The organism is Streptomyces sp. P9-2 (assembly GCF_051903975.1).
GTDB lineage: Bacteria > Actinomycetota > Actinomycetes > Streptomycetales > Streptomycetaceae > Streptomyces > Streptomyces cellulosae.
The window spans coordinates 2,893,158-2,913,947 of record NZ_CP192633.1 but is presented as its reverse complement, the minus strand read 5'-3'; the positions used below and the strand labels follow the sequence as shown (position 1 = coordinate 2,913,947).

15 protein-coding genes are annotated in these 20,790 nt (G+C 72.4%); 12 read left to right on the top strand and 3 right to left on the bottom strand.

The annotated features are described in order from the left end of the window. Positions 1-226: 226 nt before the first annotated feature. The gene (locus tag ACQY0Z_RS13375; protein ID WP_189901621.1) at positions 227-1,024 is read right to left on the bottom strand and encodes an SCO2400 family protein; all 798 of its coding nucleotides are present in this window, start codon (positions 1,022-1,024) and stop codon (positions 227-229) included. 239 nt (positions 1,025-1,263) lie between these two features. Between ACQY0Z_RS13375 and ACQY0Z_RS13370 the strand changes: the two genes are divergently transcribed. From ACQY0Z_RS13370 to ACQY0Z_RS13335, 8 genes are all read left to right on the top strand, one after another. Beyond that, positions 1,264-2,430, top strand: a complete 1,167-nt coding sequence (locus ACQY0Z_RS13370) for a mandelate racemase/muconate lactonizing enzyme family protein (protein WP_254587173.1) — start codon at positions 1,264-1,266, stop codon at positions 2,428-2,430. After that, positions 2,427-3,431 carry a zinc-dependent alcohol dehydrogenase gene (locus tag ACQY0Z_RS13365; RefSeq protein WP_254587172.1) on the top strand — a complete coding sequence of 335 codons (1,005 nt, stop codon included), beginning with the start codon at positions 2,427-2,429 and terminating at the stop codon, positions 3,429-3,431. The genes ACQY0Z_RS13370 and ACQY0Z_RS13365 overlap by 4 nt, the downstream gene beginning before the upstream one ends. 267 nt (positions 3,432-3,698) lie before the next feature. Continuing rightward, the gene (locus ACQY0Z_RS13360; RefSeq protein ID WP_254587171.1) at positions 3,699-4,667 is read left to right on the top strand and encodes a hypothetical protein; all 969 of its coding nucleotides are present in this window, start codon (positions 3,699-3,701) and stop codon (positions 4,665-4,667) included. A gap of 183 nt (positions 4,668-4,850) precedes the next feature. Next, positions 4,851-5,963: a multiple monosaccharide ABC transporter substrate-binding protein gene (gene chvE / locus ACQY0Z_RS13355; RefSeq protein ID WP_254587170.1), complete on the top strand. Its 1,113-nt coding sequence runs from the start codon at positions 4,851-4,853 to the stop codon at positions 5,961-5,963. 32 nt (positions 5,964-5,995) lie between these two features. Next, the gene (gene mmsA / locus ACQY0Z_RS13350) at positions 5,996-7,546 is read left to right on the top strand and encodes a multiple monosaccharide ABC transporter ATP-binding protein (protein ID WP_439812312.1); all 1,551 of its coding nucleotides are present in this window, start codon (positions 5,996-5,998) and stop codon (positions 7,544-7,546) included. Continuing rightward, positions 7,543-8,787: a multiple monosaccharide ABC transporter permease gene (gene mmsB, locus ACQY0Z_RS13345; protein ID WP_439812311.1), complete on the top strand. Its 1,245-nt coding sequence runs from the start codon at positions 7,543-7,545 to the stop codon at positions 8,785-8,787. The genes mmsA and mmsB overlap by 4 nt, the downstream gene beginning before the upstream one ends. A 55-nt stretch (positions 8,788-8,842) precedes the next feature. Next, a complete protein-coding gene (locus tag ACQY0Z_RS13340; RefSeq protein WP_347226203.1) occupies positions 8,843-9,997 on the top strand; it encodes an aldose epimerase family protein in 1,155 nt (384 codons plus the stop codon). A 188-nt stretch (positions 9,998-10,185) separates the two neighbouring features. Continuing rightward, positions 10,186-11,919, top strand: a complete 1,734-nt coding sequence (locus ACQY0Z_RS13335; RefSeq protein WP_439812310.1) for a pyridoxal phosphate-dependent aminotransferase — start codon at positions 10,186-10,188, stop codon at positions 11,917-11,919. 99 nt (positions 11,920-12,018) lie between these two features. Here the strand turns inward: ACQY0Z_RS13335 and ACQY0Z_RS13330 are convergent, their stop codons facing one another. Next, positions 12,019-12,666 (bottom strand): DUF4360 domain-containing protein, encoded by a 648-nt coding sequence (locus ACQY0Z_RS13330; protein ID WP_347226789.1) that lies wholly within the window; start codon positions 12,664-12,666, stop codon positions 12,019-12,021. 335 nt (positions 12,667-13,001) lie between these two features. On the opposite strand from ACQY0Z_RS13330, the gene ACQY0Z_RS13325 reads away from it, so the two are divergent. Continuing rightward, positions 13,002-15,842 (top strand): beta-galactosidase, encoded by a 2,841-nt coding sequence (locus ACQY0Z_RS13325; RefSeq protein ID WP_439812309.1) that lies wholly within the window; start codon positions 13,002-13,004, stop codon positions 15,840-15,842. Between the two features lie 48 nt (positions 15,843-15,890). Here the strand turns inward: ACQY0Z_RS13325 and arfA are convergent, their stop codons facing one another. Next, complete coding sequence (gene arfA, locus ACQY0Z_RS13320; protein WP_189901655.1) at positions 15,891-17,396, bottom strand: arabinosylfuranosidase ArfA; 1,506 nt, start codon at positions 17,394-17,396, stop codon at positions 15,891-15,893. 345 nt (positions 17,397-17,741) lie between these two features. On the opposite strand from arfA, the gene ACQY0Z_RS13315 reads away from it, so the two are divergent. The 3 genes from ACQY0Z_RS13315 to ACQY0Z_RS13305 all read left to right on the top strand — a co-directional run bounded on the left by ACQY0Z_RS13315 (position 17,742) and on the right by ACQY0Z_RS13305 (position 20,759). Next, positions 17,742-18,968, top strand: coding sequence for a DUF6545 domain-containing protein (locus ACQY0Z_RS13315; RefSeq protein ID WP_254587163.1), 1,227 nt, complete (start codon positions 17,742-17,744; stop codon positions 18,966-18,968). 91 nt (positions 18,969-19,059) lie between these two features. Continuing rightward, positions 19,060-19,575, top strand: a complete 516-nt coding sequence (locus ACQY0Z_RS13310; protein ID WP_189901657.1) for a toxin — start codon at positions 19,060-19,062, stop codon at positions 19,573-19,575. Further along, positions 19,572-20,759, top strand: coding sequence for an MAB_1171c family putative transporter (locus tag ACQY0Z_RS13305; RefSeq protein ID WP_189901659.1), 1,188 nt, complete (start codon positions 19,572-19,574; stop codon positions 20,757-20,759). Before ACQY0Z_RS13310 ends, ACQY0Z_RS13305 begins: the two co-directional genes overlap by 4 nt. The last annotated feature ends 31 nt before the right edge of the window (positions 20,760-20,790 follow it).

Genomic DNA, 20,790 nt, shown 5'->3' with positions numbered 1-20,790 from the left:
CCCGGTCACGGCCGTCGCGGGGACGGCCGGCCGGACATCAGGTCCGGTGCGGGTGCGTGGGGGTTGCTCGCGCCGTACCGCGCGCCCCTTCGGGGCGCGTTCACCGCAGCACCCTAGGGGCGCGGGGAACTGCGCGAACGGCCCATGGCGGCCCGCAGGCGCCGATATCCGCCCGGCCGCCCCGTACCGGGCGCGCCGCTTCCGACAAGCGGGCGTAGCCCAGAACCTACGTGCACCACCACAAGAACTTCTTGCACGTCTTCGTCGGCTCCGGTTCCGGCTCCGGTTCCTCCGTCGTGGGGTCCGGGTCCGGCGCGTCCGTCTCCGAGGGGTCCTCCGGGGGCTGCTCCGACGTCGGGGCGTCCTGCGTGGGGGTGTCGGCCGCGGCCGACGACGTCGTCGCCTCCGCCGACTCCTTGTCCGCCTCCTTCGACTCCTCGTCCTCCGGGGAGGACGCGGACGCCGAGACGGAGCCCGACGCTCCGGGGCTCGGGGACGCCCCCGGCTCCCCCGGGCGCGGAGCGCTTCCGCTCTCCGACTCGCCGGGCTCGACCTCGTCCGCGCCGCCGTCGACCGACTCGTCGCCCGCGACGGCGGGACGCGGGTCGGAGCCGGGCGCGTCCAGGCCCAGTTCCGCCAGGCTCAGTCCGCCGGCCGCGAGGACGAAACCGGCGACGATCAGCAGGGTGCGGTTGCGCCGGCGGCGGTGGGCGGCCGCCTTGCGGTCCCGGCGGCTCTGTCCGGCGCCGGCGTCGTCCTCGCTCACCGCGGGCCGCTTCCCCCGGCGCCGGTCCGCGCGCCGGCCGCGGGGCGGGGTGTCCGCCGGTTCCTCGTCCGGGTCGGGGTCCTCGTCCTCCCGACGGTATGCACCGGTGTCGTACCCGTCGCCCGTCTCCGCCCCCAGGGGCGCGCCCCCCTCGGGCGCGGCGGCCTGCTGGGCGCGCAGCGTCTCGACGGGCGTGCCGCAACCAGGGCAGGCCAGGGCGCCGTTGAGGTGCCGTCGGCACGGGTGGCAAAAGTCCATGACGCGGGAAGGTTAGGTTCCGGTCCGGTGCGGTTCCTAGGCCTTCCTGTGAAAGTTTGGTGCGGACCCTTACGCAATGGTTTCGAAACCGGAGAAACCCTTATGTGCGCGACCCATTGACACCCCCGCCGCACCCTCCTTACTGTCTCGCCAGCATTTCGAACGTGTGACGAAATATCGAACGCATCGAACCGCCGCATCCGATGCCAGTCCACCACCGCAGCGAGGGGCCAACTGCCGTGCGCATCACCGGAATCAGCACACACGTGGTCGGGACGCCGTGGCGCAACCTGACGTACGTCCAGGTGCACACCGACGAGGGGATCACCGGGGTCGGGGAGACCAGGATGCTCGGCCGCACCGACGCCCTCCTGGGCTACCTGAAGGAGGCCGAGGCCAACCACATTCTCGGCTCCGACCCGTTCGCCGTCGAGGACCTGGTCCGCAGGATGAAGTACGGCGACTACGGCCGCGCGGGCGAGATCGTGATGTCCGGCATCGCGGTCGTGGAGACGGCCTGCTGGGACATCAAGGGCAAGGCGCTCGGGGTTCCGGTGTGGCAGCTGCTCGGCGGCAAGGTCACCGACAAGGTGAAGGCGTACGCCAACGGCTGGTACACCACCGAGCGCACCCCGGAGGCGTACCACAAGGCGGCGCAGGCCGTGATGGAGCGCGGGTACCGGGCGCTGAAGATCGACCCGTTCGGCACGGGTCACTTCGAACTCGACCACAAGGAGACCCTGTACGCCGTCTCCCTGATCGAGGCGGTGCGGGACGCGATCGGTCCCGAGGCGGAGCTGATGCTGGAGATGCACGGCCGCTTCTCCCCCGCGACCGCCGTCCGTCTCGCGCACGAGCTGGCGCCGTTCCGCCCGGCCTGGCTGGAGGAGCCGGTGCCGCCGGAGAACCTGAAGGCGCTGGAGAAGGTCGCCGCGAAGGTGGACATCCCGGTGGCGACCGGTGAGCGCATCCACGACCGCATCGAATTCCGCGAGCTGTTCGAGAGCCAGGCGGCCGACGTCATCCAGCCCGACGTCGGCCATATCGGCGGCATCTGGGAGACCCGCAAGCTCGCGGCGACCGCCGAGACCCACTACACGCTGGTCGCCCCGCACAACGTGGGCGGCCCGGTGCTCACCGCCGCGTCCCTCCAGGTCGGCTTCACCACCCCGAACTTCAAGATCCTGGAGCACTTCAACGACTTCGCGGACGCGGAGATCAAGAAGGTGGTCAAGGGCGCGCCCGTGGTGGACCCGGAGGACGGCTGCTTCCACCTCTCCGACGCGCCCGGTCTCGGCGTCGAGCTGGACGTGGACGCGGCCGCCGAATTCCCGCAGCAGCAGGCCCGGTTCGATCTGTGGGCCGAGGGCTGGGAGCAGCGCAGGCCGAAGGGGACGGGACAGTGAGCAGCGCCGTCGTCGTCGAGGCGCCCGGCCGGCACCGTCTGGTGCCGCACGAGCCGCGCGAGCCCGGCCCCGGGGAGGCGCTGGTGCGCGTCCACGCGGCCGGCATCTGCGGCAGCGACCGTGAGGTCTATCAGGGCAACAGGCCCGAGGGGTACGTCCGTTACCCGCTCACCCCGGGTCACGAGTGGTCCGGCACCGTCGCCGCCGTGGGGGACGGGGTGCCCGCGGGCCTGGCCGGGCGCAAGGTGGTCGGCGAGGGCTTCCGCAACTGCCAGGTGTGCGACCGCTGTCACGCGGGCGAGACCACGCTGTGCACGGCGGGCTACGAGGAGACCGGGTTCACCCGGCCCGGCGCGATGGCCCCCACGCTCACCCTGCCCGCCCGGCTGCTGCACCCCCTGCCGGACGGCGCCGACCTCACCGCCGCCGCGCTGCTGGAGCCCGCCGCGTGCATCGCCGCCGCCGCGCTGAAGGCCCGCGCGGTGCCCGGCGAGCGGGTCGCGGTGGTCGGCACCGGCACGCTGGGGATGTTCGCGGTGCAGTTCCTGAAGGCCGCCTCGCCCGCCGAGCTGCTGGTGGTGGGCACCCGGGACGACCGGGAGGCGCTGTCGCGGAGGTTCGGGGCCACGGACTTCCGTACCAAGGACCGGCCGCTCCCGGACGACGTGGACGTCGTGATCGAGACGGCCGGGTCCGCCGACGCGGCCCGCACCGCGGCCGGACTGCTCCGGCGCGGGGGACGCCTGGTGCTCACCGGCATCCCCGCGCCGGGCGCGGACGGGCTGGACCCGACCGACCTGGTGGTGCGGCAGCTGGAGGTGCACACCGTGTTCGGCGCGCCGCCGGACGCCTGGGCGCACACGGTGCGGATGTTCGGCGCCGGGCTGCTCGACCCGCTGCCGCTGGTCACCCATGAACTGCCGCTCGCCGCGTTCCCGGACGCCATCGAGCTGGTGGGGTCCGGCGACCCGAAGGTGGGCAAGGTCCTGCTGCGTCCCTGAGTCCTCCGCGTCCCTGAACCCGCGCCGGTACGAGGACGAGCCGACGGCCTTCGTACCGGCGCGCCACCGACCCGAAGCCCGTACCGGCGCGCCACCCGCTCGAACAGCGCCCCGCTGAACAGCGCCCCCGCCCGGCACTCCCGTACCACCCCCGCCCGGCACTCCCGTACCGCCCCTGCCCGGCACACCCGTACCGCCCCGGACCCGGCCGGCCCGTGCCGCGGACCGCGAACCACGTCCGATATATCGAACACCGAAGGACACCCTGTGACCGACGCTTCCGCCACGGCGCCCCGCAGGCCCGGTGAGCAGGCGCTCACCGCGCTCGGCCTGGGCGCGCCCGCCCTCGACCCCGCCGACGCCTCGCCGCACTCCTTCCCCGGCGGCGGCCGCTGGCGCACCGAGGTCCCCTCGTGCGAGGGGCCCGAGGCGCTGGCGGTGGTGCTGAAGGAGGCCTCCCGCCTCGACGTGCCGGTGCACCGGATCAGCCAGGGCAGCGGCGTCTGGATGCTGACCGACGCCGAGATCACCGAGATGGTCGAGTCGACCGCCGAACGGGACATCGAGCTGTGTCTGTTCACCGGCCCGCGCGGCACCTGGGACATCGGCGGTTCCACCCGCACCGACTCGCACGGCGCGGGCCTGCGCGCCCGGGGTCACGACGCGGTGGCCGGCTGCGTCGAGGACGCGGTGCGCGCCACCGAACTGGGCGTGAAATGCCTGCTGGTGGCTGACGAGGGCGTGCTGTGGACGCTGCACCGGGCGCGGGCGGCGGGCATCCTCCCGGCGGACACCACGCTGAAGGTGTCGGCGCTCGTGGGGCCGGTCAACCCGGCCTCGTTCGCGGTGCACGAGCAGCTCGGCGCGGACTCCATCAACGTGCCCAGCGATCTGACCCTCGCCCATCTCACGGAGATCCGGCGGGTGTCGGCGGCGCCGATGGACATGTACATCGAGGCGCCCGACGACCTGGGCGGTTATGTGCGGATGTACGAGGTGGCCGAGCTGATCCGGCGCGGCGCCCCGGTGTACCTGAAGTTCGGTCTGGCCAAGGCGCCCGGCATCTACCCGTACGGCCACCATCTGCGGGAGGTCGCGCTGTCCACGGCGAAGGAGCGGGTGCGGCGGGGCCGGCTGGCGCTGGACCTGCTGGCGCGGCACGGCGCCGACGGCGGTATGGCGCCGCTCGGTTCGCGTCTGCCGGGCGAACTGCGCAGGTTCGACATCCCGTCATAACGTTCCGGAAACTCAGCTTCACACAAGTGGACACAGCCGCGCACAATCCCACACACCCGCTGCCGGGTCCTGGGAGAGACGGCTCCCCCGGCCGCACCTCACGTCACCGCTTCGCACACGGCACCACCGACTCGCCCGAGTCGTCCGCCCGCTCAACTCGCCCGACGATGAAGGAAGATCATCATGCGTAACCGCAGAGCCGCATTCGCCGCCACGGCCACCGCCGTCGCCCTCGCCCTCTCCCTGACCGCCTGCGGCCAGAACAGCGAGGGCGGCAGCGAGGAGAAGAAGGGAGGCCCCGAGGGGGCCACCATCGGCATCGCGATGCCGACCAAGTCCTCCGAGCGCTGGATCGCCGACGGCGACAACGTGGTCAAGAACCTGGAGGCCAAGGGCTACAAGACCAAGCTGGTGTTCGGCGAGGACGAGCCGGACCAGCAGGTCTCCCAGATCGAGAACATGATCACGCAGGGCGTGGACGCCCTGATCGTGGCGGCCATCGACAACAAGTCGCTGAACAACGTGCTCCAGCAGGCCGCCGACGCCGACATCCCGGTGATCTCCTACGACCGCCTGATCCTCGGCACCGAGAACGTCGACTACTACGCCTCCTTCGACAACGAGAAGGTCGGCGAGCTCCAGGGCACCTACATCGCCGAGCAGCTCGGCCTCGCGGACGGCAGCGAGAAGGGGCCGTTCGACATCGAGCTGTTCGCGGGCTCCAACGACGACAACAACACCCGCTACTTCTTCCAGGGCGCGATGAACGTCCTCCAGCCCTACATCGACAAGAAGCAGCTCGTCGTCCGGTCCGGTCAGACGGAGCTGACCCAGGTCACCACGCTGCGCTGGGACGGCGCCACCGCGCAGCGCCGCATGGACGACATCCTCACCAAGTCGTACAAGAGCGAGACCGTCGACGCGGTGCTGTCGCCCTACGACGGCATCTCCATCGGCATCCTGTCCGCGCTGAAGTCGGACGGCTACGGCACCAAGAGCAAGCCGCTGCCCGTCATCACCGGCCAGGACGCCGAGGTCGCCTCGGTGAAGTCGATCATCGCCGGTGACCAGTCGATGACCGTCTACAAGGACCTCCGCCAGCTCGCGAAGGTGGCCTCCGACATGGTGGACGCCCTGCTCAACGACAAGAAGCCCGAGGTCAACGACACCAAGACGTACGACAACGGCTCGAAGGTGGTGCCGGCGTACCTGCTGGAGCCGGTCGCCGTGAACAAGGACAACTACAAGAAGGCTCTCGTCGACTCCGGCTACTACAAGGAAAGCGACCTCAAGTAACCGCCGGACCATACGGATTGGAAGGCACGACCATGGCGGGACCCGTCCTGGAAATGCGCTCGATCGTCAAGACCTTTCCCGGCGTCAAGGCGCTGTCGGACGTCAACCTGACCGTCCGTCAGGGCGAGGTCCACGCCGTCTGCGGGGAGAACGGCGCCGGCAAGTCGACCCTGATGAAGGTGCTGTCCGGCGTCCATCCGCACGGCACCTACGAGGGCGAGATCCTCTTCGAGGGGGAGGTCTGCCGCTTCAAGGACATCCGGGCGAGCGAGCAGCGCGGCATCGTCATCATCCACCAGGAGCTGGCGCTGGTGCCGTTCCTGTCCCTCGCGGAGAACATCTTCCTCGGCAACGAGCACGCGCGGCGCGGCTTCATCGACTGGAACGAGACCCTGCGGCACGCCACCGAGGTGCTGCGCCGGGTGGGGCTCGACGACCACCCGGAGACCCGGGTCGCCGACATCGGCGTCGGCAAGCAGCAGCTGGTGGAGATCGCCAAGGCGCTGTCGAAGAAGGTGAAGCTGCTGATCCTCGACGAGCCGACCGCGGCGCTGAACGACGAGGACAGCGGCAAGCTCCTGGACCTGATCCTGGAGCTGAAGAAGCAGGGCATCACCTCGATCGTCATCTCGCACAAGCTCAACGAGATCCGCCGGGTCGCCGACAAGGTGACCATCCTGCGCGACGGGCGGACCATCGAGACGCTCGACGTGAAGGCGCCGGAGACCACCGAGGACCGGATCATCAGCGGCATGGTCGGCCGGGACCTGGAGCACCGCTTCCCGGAGCGCACCCCGCACGAGCCGGAGGAGGGCACCGCGCCCGCCCTGGAGATCCGCGGCTGGACCGTGCACCACCCCATCGACCAGTACCGCAAGGTGGTCGACGACGTGTCGCTGCACGTGCGGCGCGGGGAGATCGTCGGCATCGCCGGGCTGATGGGAGCCGGCCGCACGGAGCTGGCGATGAGCGTCTTCGGCCGCTCCTACGGCCGGTACGCGGGCGGCACGGTCCTCAAGGACGGCGCGGAGATCCGTACGAAGTCGGTCGCCGAGGCGGTGCGGCACGGCATCGCGTACGTCACCGAGGACCGCAAGCACTACGGGCTCAACCTCATCGACACCATCAACCGGAACATCTCGCTGAGCGCGCTCGGCAAGGTGGCGCGGGCCGGTGTGGTCGACGAGCACGAGGAGCGGAGGGTCGCCGAGTCGTTCCGCACCTCGATGAACATCAAGGCGCCGACCGTGTTCGAGCCGGTGGGCAAGCTGTCGGGCGGCAACCAGCAGAAGGTCGTCCTCAGCAAGTGGATCTTCACGGGCCCGGACGTGCTGATCCTGGACGAGCCCACCCGCGGCATCGACGTGGGCGCCAAGTACGAGATCTACACGGTCATCGACCGGCTGGCCGCCGAGGGCAAGGCGGTGGTCTTCATCTCCTCCGAGCTGCCGGAGCTGCTCGGCATGTGCGACCGCATCTACACCATGGCCGCCGGACGGCTGACCGGGGAGTTCTCGCGGTCCGAGGCCTCGCAGGAATCGCTGATGCGTCAGATGACGAAGGACAAAGAGGTAACCCGATGAGCACGGATGTGACCGCCAAGACGCCGGCCCCGGCGCCGTCCGGGAAGGGAGGCGGGGCCACGGACGGCGGGCTGTGGGGGCTGGTCGTGCAGGGCATGCGCCGCAACATGCGGCAGTACGGCATGCTGATCGCCCTGGGCCTGATCGTGGCGCTGTTCGCGGTGTGGACCGACGGCGACCTGCTGCTCCCGCGCAACGTCTCCAACCTGGTGCTGCAGAACAGCCACATCCTGATCCTCGCGATCGGCATGATGCTGGTCATCATCGCCGGCCACATCGATCTGTCGGTGGGGTCGCTGACCGCGTTCGTCGGCTCGCTGGCCGCCGTGCTCATGGTCAAGAACGACATGCCCTGGCCGCTGGCGGTGGTGCTGTGTCTGGCGATCGGCGCGGTCGCCGGCGCCGTCCAGGGGTTCTTCATCGCGTACGGCGGCATACCGTCGTTCATCGTGACCCTGGCGGGCATGCTGATCTTCCGCGGACTGACGGAGATCTTCCTGGAGGGGCAGACCCTCGGCCCGTTCCCCAAGGGGGAGCAGAAGATCGGCAACGGCTTCCTGCCGGAGGTCGGCCCGGAGACCAACTACCACAACCTCACGCTGCTGCTCGGGTTGGTGCTGATCGCCGCCGTGCTGCTCCAGGAGGTGCGGGACCGCACGCGGCAGAAGTCGTTCTCGCTGGACGTGCTGCCGCGCAACCTGTTCCTGCTGAAGCTGGTCGCGGTGACCGCGGCCATCCTCACGGTCACCCTGCTGCTGGCCAGCTACAAGGGCACCCCGGTCGTGCTGCTGATCCTGGGCGTGCTGGTGGTCGGCTACAGCTACGTGATGCGCAACACCGTCTTCGGCCGCCACATCTACGCCATCGGCGGCAACCTGCCGGCGGCCAAGCTGTCCGGTGTGAAGGACAAGAAGGTCACCTTCTCCGTCTTCCTCAACATGGGCATGCTCGCGGCCCTGGCCGGTCTGGTGGTCGCCGCCCGGCTGAACGCGGCCTCGCCGAAGGCGGGCCTCAACTTCGAACTCGAAGCGATCGCCTCGGCGTTCATCGGCGGGGCGTCCATGAGCGGCGGTGTCGGCACCGTCCTCGGCGCCATCATCGGCGGTCTGGTCCTCGGCGTGCTGAACAACGGCATGAACCTGCTCAGCGTCGGCACCGACTGGCAGCAGGTCATCAAGGGCCTCGCCCTGCTGGCCGCGGTCGGCTTCGACGTGTGGAACAAGCGCAAGGTCGGTTCGTAAGTCAGCCCGGGCCCCGCCGCGCGGCGGGGCCCCTTCCCCTCAGGGAGCCGCACTGATGGAACTGAACAGACGCACGGTCATCGCGGGAGCCGCGGCGGCGGGAGTGGCCGCCACCGCCTTCGGCAGCACGGCGCACGCCTCCTCCAAGGGCCGGGGCGGGCCGGTGAGGGAGCTGTTCGGCCGGCTCGCCGACGGCACCCGGGTGGACCGCTGGACGCTGGAGAACGGCGGCACCCGGATGGAGGTCCTCTCCTACGGCGGCATCGTCCATTCCCTGGAGGTCCCGGACCGGCGCGGCCGGTACGCCAACGTCTCCCTCGGTCTGCGCACCCTGGAGGAGTACGTCGCCTCCAGCCCGTACTTCGGGGCGCTGATCGGCCGGTACGGCAACCGCATCGACAAGGGGACCTTCACCCTCGGCGGCACCCGGTACCAGCTCTCCGTCAACGACGGCGAGAACAGCCTGCACGGCGGCGCGCAGGGCTTCGACAAGCGCGTCTGGGACGTCGAGCCCTTCACCCGCGGCTCCGACGTCGGCCTGTACCTCTACTACACGGCCGTCGACGGGGAGATGGGCTACCCGGGCACCCTGCGCACCAAGGTGACGTACACCCTCACCCGGGACGGCGACTGGCGCATCGACTACGAGGCCGTCACCGACCGGCCCACGGTCGTCAACCTCACCAGTCACGTCTACTGGAACCTGGCCGGCGAGGGCAGCGGCAGCGTCCTCGACCACGAGCTGTCGATCCCCGCCTCCCGCTACACCCCGGTCGACGCGGGCCTGATCCCCACCGGCGAACTGGCGAAGGTCGCCGGCACCCCGTTCGACTTCCGGCGGGCCAAGCCGGTCGGCCGGGACATCCGCACCGCCCACCGGCAACTCCTGTACGGGCAGGGCTTCGACCACAACTGGGTGCTGGACAAGGGCGTCACCGCCCGGCCCGGGCACGCGGCGACCCTGCGCGACCCTGCCTCGGGCCGCACCCTGCGCATCGCGACGAACGAGCCGGGCCTGCAGTTCTACTCCGGCAACTTCCTCGACGGCACCCTCACCGGCACCGGCGGCCGGATCTACCGGCAGGGCGACGGGCTGTGCCTGGAGACCCAGCACTTCCCGGACTCGCCGAACCAGCCGTCGTTCCCGTCGACCGTGCTGCGCCCCGGCGAGACCTACCGGACGACGACGGTGCACACGTTCGGGACGTGAACCACCCGCCCGTGTGAGCGGTTTCAGTGTGAGCACGATCATGAAGCGTCCTCACATTTTCCTCACACGTGCTGAACGGCGCCCCGCTCCGCTCCGTACTCCTGGGTGGCCCGTGCTCCCCCGCGCGGGCCACCCAGGCATGACGGGCCCGCACGCCCCCGGCGGGTCCGCCGCACTCGGAGGTTCCCTTGGCCGACAACGTCACCTCGTTGTTCCGCAGCACCGCGGCGCACAGCCCGTCGATGGCGGCGCTGGCGAGGGAGAGCGACGGGGCCGGCCCGGTGGACTTCTGCATTCCGTGCAACCCGTACTTCCCCACCCCCGCCATGTTCGACGAGATGGCGTCCCGGCTGCGCGACATCATCACGTACTACCCGAGCAGCGCGGACACCATCACCGCCGAGCTGTGCAGCCTCCTCCAGCTCCCGCCGCAGTGCGTGGCGATGGGCAACGGCTCGACGGAGCTCATCACCTGGATCGACCATCTGCTGGTGCGCGAGTCGCTCGCCGTGCCCGTGCCGACGTTCGGCCGCTGGACCGACCAGCCGATGGAGACCGGCAAGCGGGTCGACATGTTCCCGCTCCAGGAGTCCAGCGGCTTCGCCCTGGACCTCGCGCAGTACGCCGAGTTCATCCGCGCCCGCGGCACCAGGGTCGCCGTCATCTGCAACCCGAACAACCCCGACGGCGGCTTCCTGCACAGGCACGCGGTCGTGCAGTTCATGGACGCCATGGCCGATCTGGACCTCGTGGTGATCGACGAGTCGTTCCTGGAGTTCGCCGACGCCGAGAACGAGCCGAGCGTGGTGCAGGAGGCGATGCTGCGCCCCAACGTCATCGTGCTGCGCAGTCTCGGCAAGAACTTCGGCCTGCACGGCATCCGCTTCGGCTACCTCGTCGCCAACCCGGCGCTCGCGGGGCGGGTGCGCTCGATGCTGCCCAAGTGGAACCTCAACTCCTTCGCCGAGCACGTGGTGTTCATGCTGAAGGAACACGGCGCCGAGTACGCGCAGAGCCTGCACCAGGTGCGCCGCGACCGGATGGACATGTCCGGCCAGCTCTCCTCGCTGCCCGGCCTCACGGTCTACCCGTCGCAGGGCAACTTCCTCTTCGTGCGCCTGCCCGTCGGCGCCGAGGGGACCGTGGTGCGGGACCGGCTGCTCACCGAGCACCGGATCCTGGTGCGTGAGTGCGGCAACAAGATCGGTTCGTCCAGCCGCTTCCTGCGTCTCGTGGTGCGCCCCCAGGTCGACGTCCGTCGCCTGGTGACCGGCCTGGAACAGGTGCTCTACGGGACGTCCAGGAGGGGAGCCGCCGTGCCCGAGCAGGCCACAGGGACCGCCTACAGCTCGGGCACGGCGGCGGTGGACCGTCTGGTGAGCCAGACCAACGGGGCCGGGACGCGCGGCCTCGCACAGGCCGCCGGCGCCGGCATGCCGCTCCCCGCCGCCGCGCCCGCCCCCGCCGCGGTGGGCCCGGGCGGCGGGATGCCGGTGCCGGCCGCGGCGGGGCTGCCGCAGCCGGAGCCCCTGCCCGTGCCGCAGGAGGCGCCCCGGCCACAGCCCGCCCCTCAGCCGGCGCCGCAGCCGGTTCCCGTGCCCCAGCCCCAGCCGGTTCCCCTGCCCCAGCCGCAGCCGCAGCAGTTCCCGCAGCCGGCGGCCTACCCGGAGCCGGCCCCGCAACCCGCCCCGGCCCCGCAGCCTCTCGCCCCCGCGGCCGCGTTCGCGGCACCCGCGCCCGCACCCGCGCCGATGCAGGTCCCGCCGCCCACCGGGCCGACCCCGCCCGGCGTCCCGGCGCGCGGCGGGCTGACGGCCGCCCAGGTGCGGGGCACGGACGGGCTGTCCATGGCCCCGGCGACGGGCTGGCCGGGGGCGCAGAGCTGGCCGGACGCGGCGGGGATGGGACAGGCGGCCGGCTGAGACGCCTGCGGCCGGCCGGCTCGCGGTCGGTACCGGTGGTCGGACGGTACGGCGGAGACGGCGGGCGGGGGCGGGCGGACGTCCGCCCCCGCCGGCCGGTCAGCTGTCCGGGCACTCCTTCCACGCGAGGTGGTACACCGTGCTGATGTCCCCGTCGGTGGAGTCCATCGTCATGAAGCTGACCTTGGACGGGTCGCTTCCGGCGGTGACTCTCAGCTCGGTGTTGATGTTGAAGTTGCGCTGCACGCCGCAGGGCGCGTAGACGAGCTGCGCCCAGTCGGTCTCGTCGGTGGCCTGCCAGTTGTCGTCGTACGGGCCCGCGAAGGGGTGGGTGCGGTACTCGGTGTTGGGCGACCCCTGGAAGTAGTACGAGGCCCGCTGGGTGCCCCGCGCGCCGGGCTGGAGCGCGGCGAAGCCGCGGTAGTCGGCGCTGGCGATGGCGTAGGTGAAGCCCTGCGGGACATGGACGAGCAGGCTGAGCTGGCAGTTCTTGCGGGCGGCCGTGGGGTCGGAGTTCCCGCCGGCCTGGGCGAGGTAGTCGCTGTAGGTCACGGTGAACGCGGTGTTGTCGGCCGAGACGGCGACGGCCGCGGTTCCGGCGGGACATCCCGAGCCGTTCACCGTGGCGACCTTGATGACGATCTTGTCCGGCGGCGGGTCCTCGAAAGAGGACCCCGGGTTGTGCGCGGGCAGCGCGGCGCCGAGCAGCGTGGCCGCCGCGACGCCGAGGAGCAGGCCTCCAGCCATGGTTCTCCGTCCTTGGGGTGGGGGGTTGGTGCGGTGCGATCGTTGAAGCGTCATGCACATGCCAAACATGCGGACGCATGCGGCCCCGGCTTCGTGGAGGAGGCATGAAGGAGCGGTGAAGACCGGGAGCGCTCGCATCGTATGGAGCGCCGCGACGGCCGGACAGGGCGAACTCCGGCCATTCACTCCCGGTCCGTATACCGCCGGTGAACGCGGCCGGACGCCGCCGGCGGACGCCACGGGCGCGCCGGGACTCCCGCGTGGAAGAGGGCCGTTCCGGTTCGGGGACAATGACCCACCAGCACCGCTAGTGGAACGGACCAGGAGGCGCTCCCTTGGAGCTCAGCAGGCGCACCTTCACCGCCCTGACCGGCACGGCCGCGCTCGGCCTCGCGCTGGCCGGCAGCGGCGGGGCGGCGACCGGCCCGCGGGGGCCGCGCGTCGTGCCGACCGGCCCGCCGCCCCCGCTGCCGGAGGCCGACGGCCGGCGCCATCACGTCACGTACGACCGGCACTCCCTGCTGGTCGACGGCAGGCGGCTGGTGCTGTGGTCCGCGGAGGTCCACCCGTTCCGGCTGCCCAGCCCGTCGCTGTGGCGGGACGTGCTGCAGAAGCTGCGCGCGCACGGCTTCACCGCGGTGGACGTGCCCGTGCCGTGGAACGTCCACTCCCCCGCGCCCGGCGTGCACGACTTCACCGGCGTGCGGGACCTCAACCGCTTCCTGTCGGTCGCCGCCGAGGAGCGGCTGTACGTGGTGCTGCGGCCCGGCCCCTACCTGGGCGCGGACCTGGACGCCGGAGGCCTGCCCGGCTGGCTGACGGCCGCCCCGGGCTCCGCCCGCACCGACGACCCCGAGTACCTGCGGCACGCCGAGGCGTGGCTCGCCGCCGTCGACGCCATCGCCGTACGGCACCTGTACACCGCGGGCGGCGGGACGGTGCTGCTGTACCGCCTCGAGGACGGGCGTCCGGTGCCGGCCGGGGACCCGGCGGCGCGCGCCCACCGGGCCCGGCTGCTCGCGAAGGCGCGCGCCGACCGCATCGACGTGCCCGTGCTCGACGGGGAACGGTGGACCGGCGGCGACGGGCCGCCCACGGCCGGCCTCACCGCCGTGGCGGGCGGGGCGGCCGACGCCTGGGGCGGTCCGCTGTCCGGCGGCGAGGGCTACGCGCGGGTGCGGAAGACCCACGACGCGACGCACGAGCGGCGGCGCCGTCTCGCCGCCCTCGCCGACCGGGTCACCGTGCACCACACCGGCATGGGGTTCGGCGGGACGTCGTGGGGCTGGCTGCCGGGACCGGGCGTCTACACCTCGTACGACCACGGGGCGGTCCTCGACGAGGGACGGCAGCCCGCGCCGAACATGGCCGCCGCCCAGCAGCTCGGCCATCTGGTGCGCACCGTGCCCGACCTGGCCCGGCTGGAACCGGACGGGGACGGGGAGGAGCGCGCCGCGGACGGCCGGCTGACGGTGCGCCGGCTGGCCAACCCCGACACCGGCGCGCGGTTCTTCGTGGTGCGCAACGACACCGACGAGGAGGTGCGCGCCCTGCTGCCGGACACCGGCATCGAGGTGCCGGTCACCGTGGCCGCGGGCGACACCAAACTGGTCGCCTCCCGTCTCCGCCTGGGCCACCGCACCCTGGCGTTCACCACCGCCCAGCCGATGCTCTGCGTCTCCACCGGGCGGCAGGACGTGGCCGTGTTCGTCGGCCGCGACGGGGAGACCGCCCATGTGGCGCTGGACTGCGAGAAGCAGCCGGGCGCCGACCGCGCCGACACCGAGCCCGCCTGGGCCTACGACCACGACCGGAAGCGGCTGAACGTCGTCTCCCCGCTCGGCGTGGGCGGCCTGAGCCGGGTGCTGGTCAAGGACGGCGACTCCGAGACACCCCTGGTGCTGCTGTTCGCCGACGACGAGACCGCGCTGCGCCTGTGGACGTACGAGACCCCGGCCGGACCGCTCGTGGTGTACGGCCCCGCGCTGCTCCGCTCGGCCGAACTGCGCGGCTCCACGCTCCATCTGACGGGTGATGTCACCGTCGAGACCGGTGTGGAGGTGTGGGGGCCGCGCGGCGTCGCCGAGGTCACCTGGAACGGCGCGCACGTGCCCACCTACGTGGGGCGCGCCCGCAGCCGTGTGATGGAGGGGCTGATGCCCGCCGTGCGCGCGGTGGCGCTGCCCGCGCTGGACGGCTGGCGGTGCCGCACGGAGAACCCGGAGTCCGACCCGGACTTCGACGACTCGGCCTGGACGGTCGCCGACCGCACCACCTCGCACAGCACCACGCCGGTGCCCGAGGGCGGGCCCGTGCTGTTCGCGGACGACTACGGCTACCACCACGGCGACGTCTGGTACCGGGGGCGGCTGGAGGACCTGAGCGGCATCCGGTCGGTGGCGCTGTCCTACAGCACCGGCACCCAGGGGCTGCTGATGGCCTGGATGGACGGCCGGCCGCTCGGCACCCACCGTATGCCGGCGCCCGACGAGGACACCGCCGCGCGCGGCACCTGGACGGCCACGGCCCGCTTCGACGTCCCCGGGGCGGTGCAGAGCCCCGGCGAGCATGTGCTGTCGGTGCTGGTGCGGCCCATGCAGCACGCCGGCACGGAGCCCGGGGAGGACGCGCACAAGGCCGCGCGCGGGCTGGTCGCCGTGGAGTTCGCGGGCGGCGACCGCAGCGTGGAGTGGCGGGTGCGGGGCGCCACCGACCCGGAGCGGGTGACCGGCCCGTTCAACAACGGCGGCCTGTACGGGGAGCGGCGCGGCTGGCATCTGCCGGACCACGACGACCGCGGCTGGCGGGTGGTGGAGTTCCCGCGCGCGCGGCGGCGGCAGGGGGTCACCTGGTACCGCACCCGGTTCCGGCTGGGCTTCGAACCCGAGCTGGACGCGTCGGTCGGGCTCACCCTGGAGGACGCCCCGGAGCGCGCCTACCGGGTGCAGGTCTTCCTCAACGGCTGGAACCTGGGCCAGTACGTCAACGACGTGGGCCCGCAGCACACCTTCGCCCTGCCGAACGGCATCCTGCGCACCCGCGGCGCCAACACCCTGGCGCTGGCGGTGCTGTCCGACGGGACCACCCCGGCCGGGCCCGGGAAGGTCACGCTGACGCTGCTGGGCGCGGCGCGCGGCGGTGTCCCGGTCGAGCCGGTGGACCCACCGGGGAGGTGAGCCCACCGGCGCGCGGGAGACCGGGCGCCGGGTCACGCCGCGCGCGCGTCACGCCAGCCGGATCACGTTCCAGGACAGCGGCTCCAGCACCGCCGTGAGGCGGCCGCCGTCCAGCGTGGTGCCCTCGGCCGCGTGCGGGACCACCCGGTCCGGCTCGGCGAGGGTGTTGCGGGCGTCGGGGTCGGCGTCCGCGAGCACGCTGTGCCCGGTGACCGACGTCAGGCCGAGCCCGTTCAGCGTGACGTCCAGCGGCAGCGGCTCGGTGCGGGAGCGGTTGACGGCGAACACGGTGACCGTGCCGTCCTCGCCCCGCACCGCGGTCGCGTGCAGCAGATCCGCCTCCCCGTACTTCTTCGTCCCGTACGTCGGGGAGTCCACGCGCACGTCGAGGACCTCGCCGCGGCCGTACTTCGAGGCCTGGGCGAAGGGGAAGAACGTCGTCTGCCGCCAGGCCGGGCCGCCCGGCTCGGTCATGATCGGGGCGATCACGTTGACCAGCTGCGCGAGGCAGGCGACGGTGACCCGGTCCGCGTGCCGGAGCAGCGCGATCAGCAGGGAGCCGAGGACGACCGCGTCCAGGACGCTGTAGTTGTCCTCCAGCAGGCGCGGCGCCTCGGGCCAGTCGAGGGCGCTCACCTGCTCTTCGGTGCGGGACATGTACCAGACGTTCCACTCGTCGAACGAGAGGTTGATCTTCTTCCGGGACTTCAGCCGGGCCCCGACGTGGTCGCAGGTGGCGACCACGTCCTCGATGAAGCTCTCCATGTCGACGGCGGAGGCGAGGAAGGAGTCCACGTCGCCGTCGAGCGGCTCGTAGTAGGCGTGCAGGGAGATGTGGTCGACCAGGTCGTACGTCTCCTGCAGGACGGTCGCCTCCCACTCGGCGAAGGTCGGCATGGAGCGGCCCGAGGAGCCGCAGGCGACGAGCTGCACGCCGGGGTCGATCTGGCGCATGGCGCGGGCGGTCTCGGCGGCGGTCCTGCCGTACTCGGCGGCGGTCTTGTGGCCGGTCTGCCAGGGGCCGTCCATCTCGTTGCCCAGGCACCACAGCCGGATGCCGAACGGGTCCTTGTCGCCGTGCTCGGCGCGCAGGTCGGACAGGGCGGTGCCGCCCGGGTGGTTGGCGTACTCCTGGAGCTGGAGCGCCTCGGCGACGCCCCGGGTGCCGAGGTTGAGGGCCATCATCGGCTCGGCCTGCGGCCCGATCTTCCGCAGGAAGGAGATGTACTCGGACAGGCCGAAGCGGTTGGTCTCGGTGGACCGCCAGGCCAGGTCCAGGCGGCGCGGGCGCTCCTCGACGGGGCCGACGGAGTCCTCCCAGCGGTAGCCGGAGACGAAGTTGCCGCCGGGGTAGCGGACGGCGGTGACCCCGAGTTCGCGGACCAGGTCCAGGACGTCGCCGCGGATGCCGTCGGCGTCGGCGGTGGGGTGGCCCGGTTCGAAGACGCCGGTGTAGACGCACCGGCCGAGGTGCTCGACGAAGGAGCCGAACAGCCGGGGGTCGACCGTGCCGACGGTGAAGGCGGGGTCCAGGGTGAAGCGGGCGGTGCGCATCGTGTCCTTTCGACGGGTCGGGTCCTGCTGCGGGAGCGTCACCGGCCGGCGAGTCGGGTGGGGGCGACGCCCGCCACGATCTGGCGCTGCCTCTGCCCATCATGTGCACGAACCCTGTGCGTTCGATATCTCGGATGACGCCCGTAACTTCGAACGGACCGTATGGGGGACGCCCTCGTGCGTCAATGCCCCGGACACGAACGCGCACGGCCTTCACGCGCGGACGGCGGGCGGGGACGGCCGGAACAGGGCGCATCCGTCACCGGGACGGCATGACGCGGACACATCTATCCGCGTAGGCTCGAACAGGCTTCAACCGGCCGCAGAGGGAAGCGAGGGGGCGCGATGGGGTTCGCGGACGCGGCCATGGGCCCGGCCACGTTCCTCGGTGAGTTCTACCCGTCCTTCTGGTGGGTCCCGGCCGGCGTGCTGGCCGCCGCCCTGGCCATCAAGGTGCCCACGATCATCCGGCTGTGGAGCGACCCCCTGCTGCGCGCCGTCGGCGGGCTGCTGCTGCTCGCCTGCGCGGTGTTCGTGTTCGTCGCGCCCTCCACCATCGGCTGGGTCAACCGCGTCACCGGCGTGCCCAACATCTCCGCGCCCTGGGTGTACTCCCTGCTCACCGCGTTCTGCGGGTCCTGCCTGGTGCTGATCATCGCCTGGCGTGACGGTCTGTCCGAGCGGACCGCCGCGACCCGCCGCGCCACCCGGCTGGTGGTCACCGCGTACGGGGGCGTGATCGTCGCCCTGTGGGTGCTGTTCGCCCTCGCGGACGTGCCCGTGGAGCGCACGCGGGACCTGGACACCTACTACGCCACCACGCCGTTCATGCGCGAGGAGATCCTGCTCTACCTCCTCGCGCACACCACCGCCGCGCTCATCACCTCGAAGCTGATCTGGAACTGGATCCGCACCGACGGACTCGACGCGCTGCTGCGTTGGGGACTGAAGTTCCTCGGCCTCGGCTACGCCCTCAACCTGGGCTTCGACGCGGCCAAGCTCACCGCCGTGGGCGCCCGCTGGACCGGCAACGACCTGGACTGGCTCAACCTGCACGTGGCCCCGGCGCTCGCCTGTCTGTCCGCCGTGTCCATCGCCGTCGGCTTCATCCTCCCGCACGCGGGCCAGTACCTGCACGACCGCTGGCGGATCCGGCTCGCCCACCAGCGGCTGCGCCCGCTGTACCTGCTGATGCGGCAGGTGCACGGCTCCGGGCTGCCCGTCGCCTGGCGTGCCAGCCCCGAACTGCGGCTCACCCGGCGGGAGACGTTCATCCGGGACGTGCTGCTGCCGCTCGCCCGCCGCACCGACGAACGGCTGCGGGAGCGCTCGTACGCCGCCGCCCTGGACCTGGGCTGCCCGCCGGAGCGGGCGCGGGCCGTGGCGGCGGCCGTGGTGATCCTCGACGCCGTCGAGGCGCCGCCCGGCGCGGAGAGCGACCACGGAGCCGACACCACGGAGCTGCTCCGCGAGATCGGGGCCGTCTCCCGCACCCTGTGCCACCCCGAACTGATCCGGGAGGTCCGCGCCCGCGCCGCGGCGCCCGGCGGCACCGTGGCGGTCACCGAGTGATCCCGCGGACCACGGATCTGGCCGAAACGGCACGCGACTTGGCATATTGCACAGGTGACCGATCGACGCCCAGGGGAACAGGGAGACAGCGGTGCGTACCAGGAAGGAGATGCGTCGCCTCGCTGACGCCCTCATCGACCCCATCCGGGTGCGGGTCCCCGCGGACCCCGAGGTCCTGTTCGAGGCGCTGGTCGCGTCCGTGAGCGCCTGGCGGGGGCGCGAGGTGCACGTGCACCGGGCGGCCTTCCCGCCGCACACCGCGAGCGGCCTGTGGCTGGAGCGCGACACCCACGACGACGTCGTGGTGGACGAACGCGCCGCCGTGTGGCACCAGATCGTCATCCTCTGCCACGAGGTGTGGCACATGAACCGCCGCCCCGCCGACGAGCCCGCGCCGGTGGGCCGGCCGCGTCCGGTCGCCGCGCGCACCGACTTCAGCCTCGCCGAGGAGCAGGAGGCCGACAAGTTCGGCATGCTGATGGGCCGCCGGCTGCGGTCCTGGCTGGACACCTCGGCCGGCACCGCGCCCGCCGCCGAGCCGGGCGACCCGCAGGACCTCGCCGGCCGGATCGGCGCCGCGCTCAACTACCGCGGGACCAAGAGATGACGGGCGGCCTGCTCAACTACGTGAGCTGCGGGGTGCTGTGGCTCGGGCTGCTGATCAAGGCGCCCGATCTGCTGCGGCACCGGCGCGACCCGTATCTGCGGGCCATCTGCGCGGTGCTCGGCCTGGCCGGGCTGTGCTTCTTCCTGGGCGCGCCGCCGACCGTCGGCGCCGTCAACCGGATCGGCGGGGTGCCCAACCTCGCGGCGCCCCTCACCTATGTGGCGATCACCGGGTACTGCGCCGCCTCGCAGGTGCTCATCGTGCACTGGCGGGGCGGGCCCCGGGTGCGCTGCACCGCCCGCCGCTGGATCGTCGCCTACGCCGTCGTCGTGGTCGGCATCGCCGTCACGTTCGCGCTCGGCGAGGCGCCCGTGGAGCGCCGCACGGATCTGGACACCTACTACGCGACGACGCCGTACATCGCGGAGATGATCGTGCTGTACCTGCTGGCGCACCTCACCGCGGCCACCGTCACCGCGGTGTCCTCGCTGCGCTGGGCGCGCCGGGTGCGCGGCGGGCTGCGGGCGGGGCTGCTGCTGCTCGGCGCGGGCGCGGCCTGCGGCGCCGGGTACAGCGTGACCAAGCTGGTCGCGGTGGCCGCCCGCTGGACCGGGCGGGACTGGACGGCGCTCGGCACCACCGTCTCCCCGGCCGCCGCAGGACTCGGGGCGCTGCTCACGGTCGTCGGGGTGCTGGTGCCGCTGACCCTGCCCCGGGTGGCCGAGGCGCGGCGGGCCCGGCGGACGTACGCCCGCCTCGAGCCGCTGGAGCGGGCGCTGGACGACCTGCTGACCCGCAGGACGCTGCGGCTGCCCCGGCCCCGGTTCGCCTCCCCCGCGGCCCGGCTGATGTGGCGTCAGACCAGTATTCTCAACGCCCTCGGCCATCTCGACGCCTACCTCGACCGGGAGCTGTTCGACCGCACCCGGACCGGCGTGCTGGCGGCCACGGGCGACCCGGCGCGCGCCGAGGCCGCCGCCTGGGCCGCCGTGATCACCGCGGCGGTACGGCGGGAGGCCGACCCGGGACTGCGCGTGCCGCCGTCCCGCACGGGCGCGCGTCCGCTCGCGCCGGTGCCGGAGCCGGAGCTGCTGGTCGGCATCGCCGACGCGCTCGCCGTTCCCGCGCCCCCGCTCCCGGTGCCCGTCGTGCCCACCGGCACCCCGACGGCGGGCACCGCGTGAGCCGGGGCGCAGGGGTGAGGAGGCGGCCGGC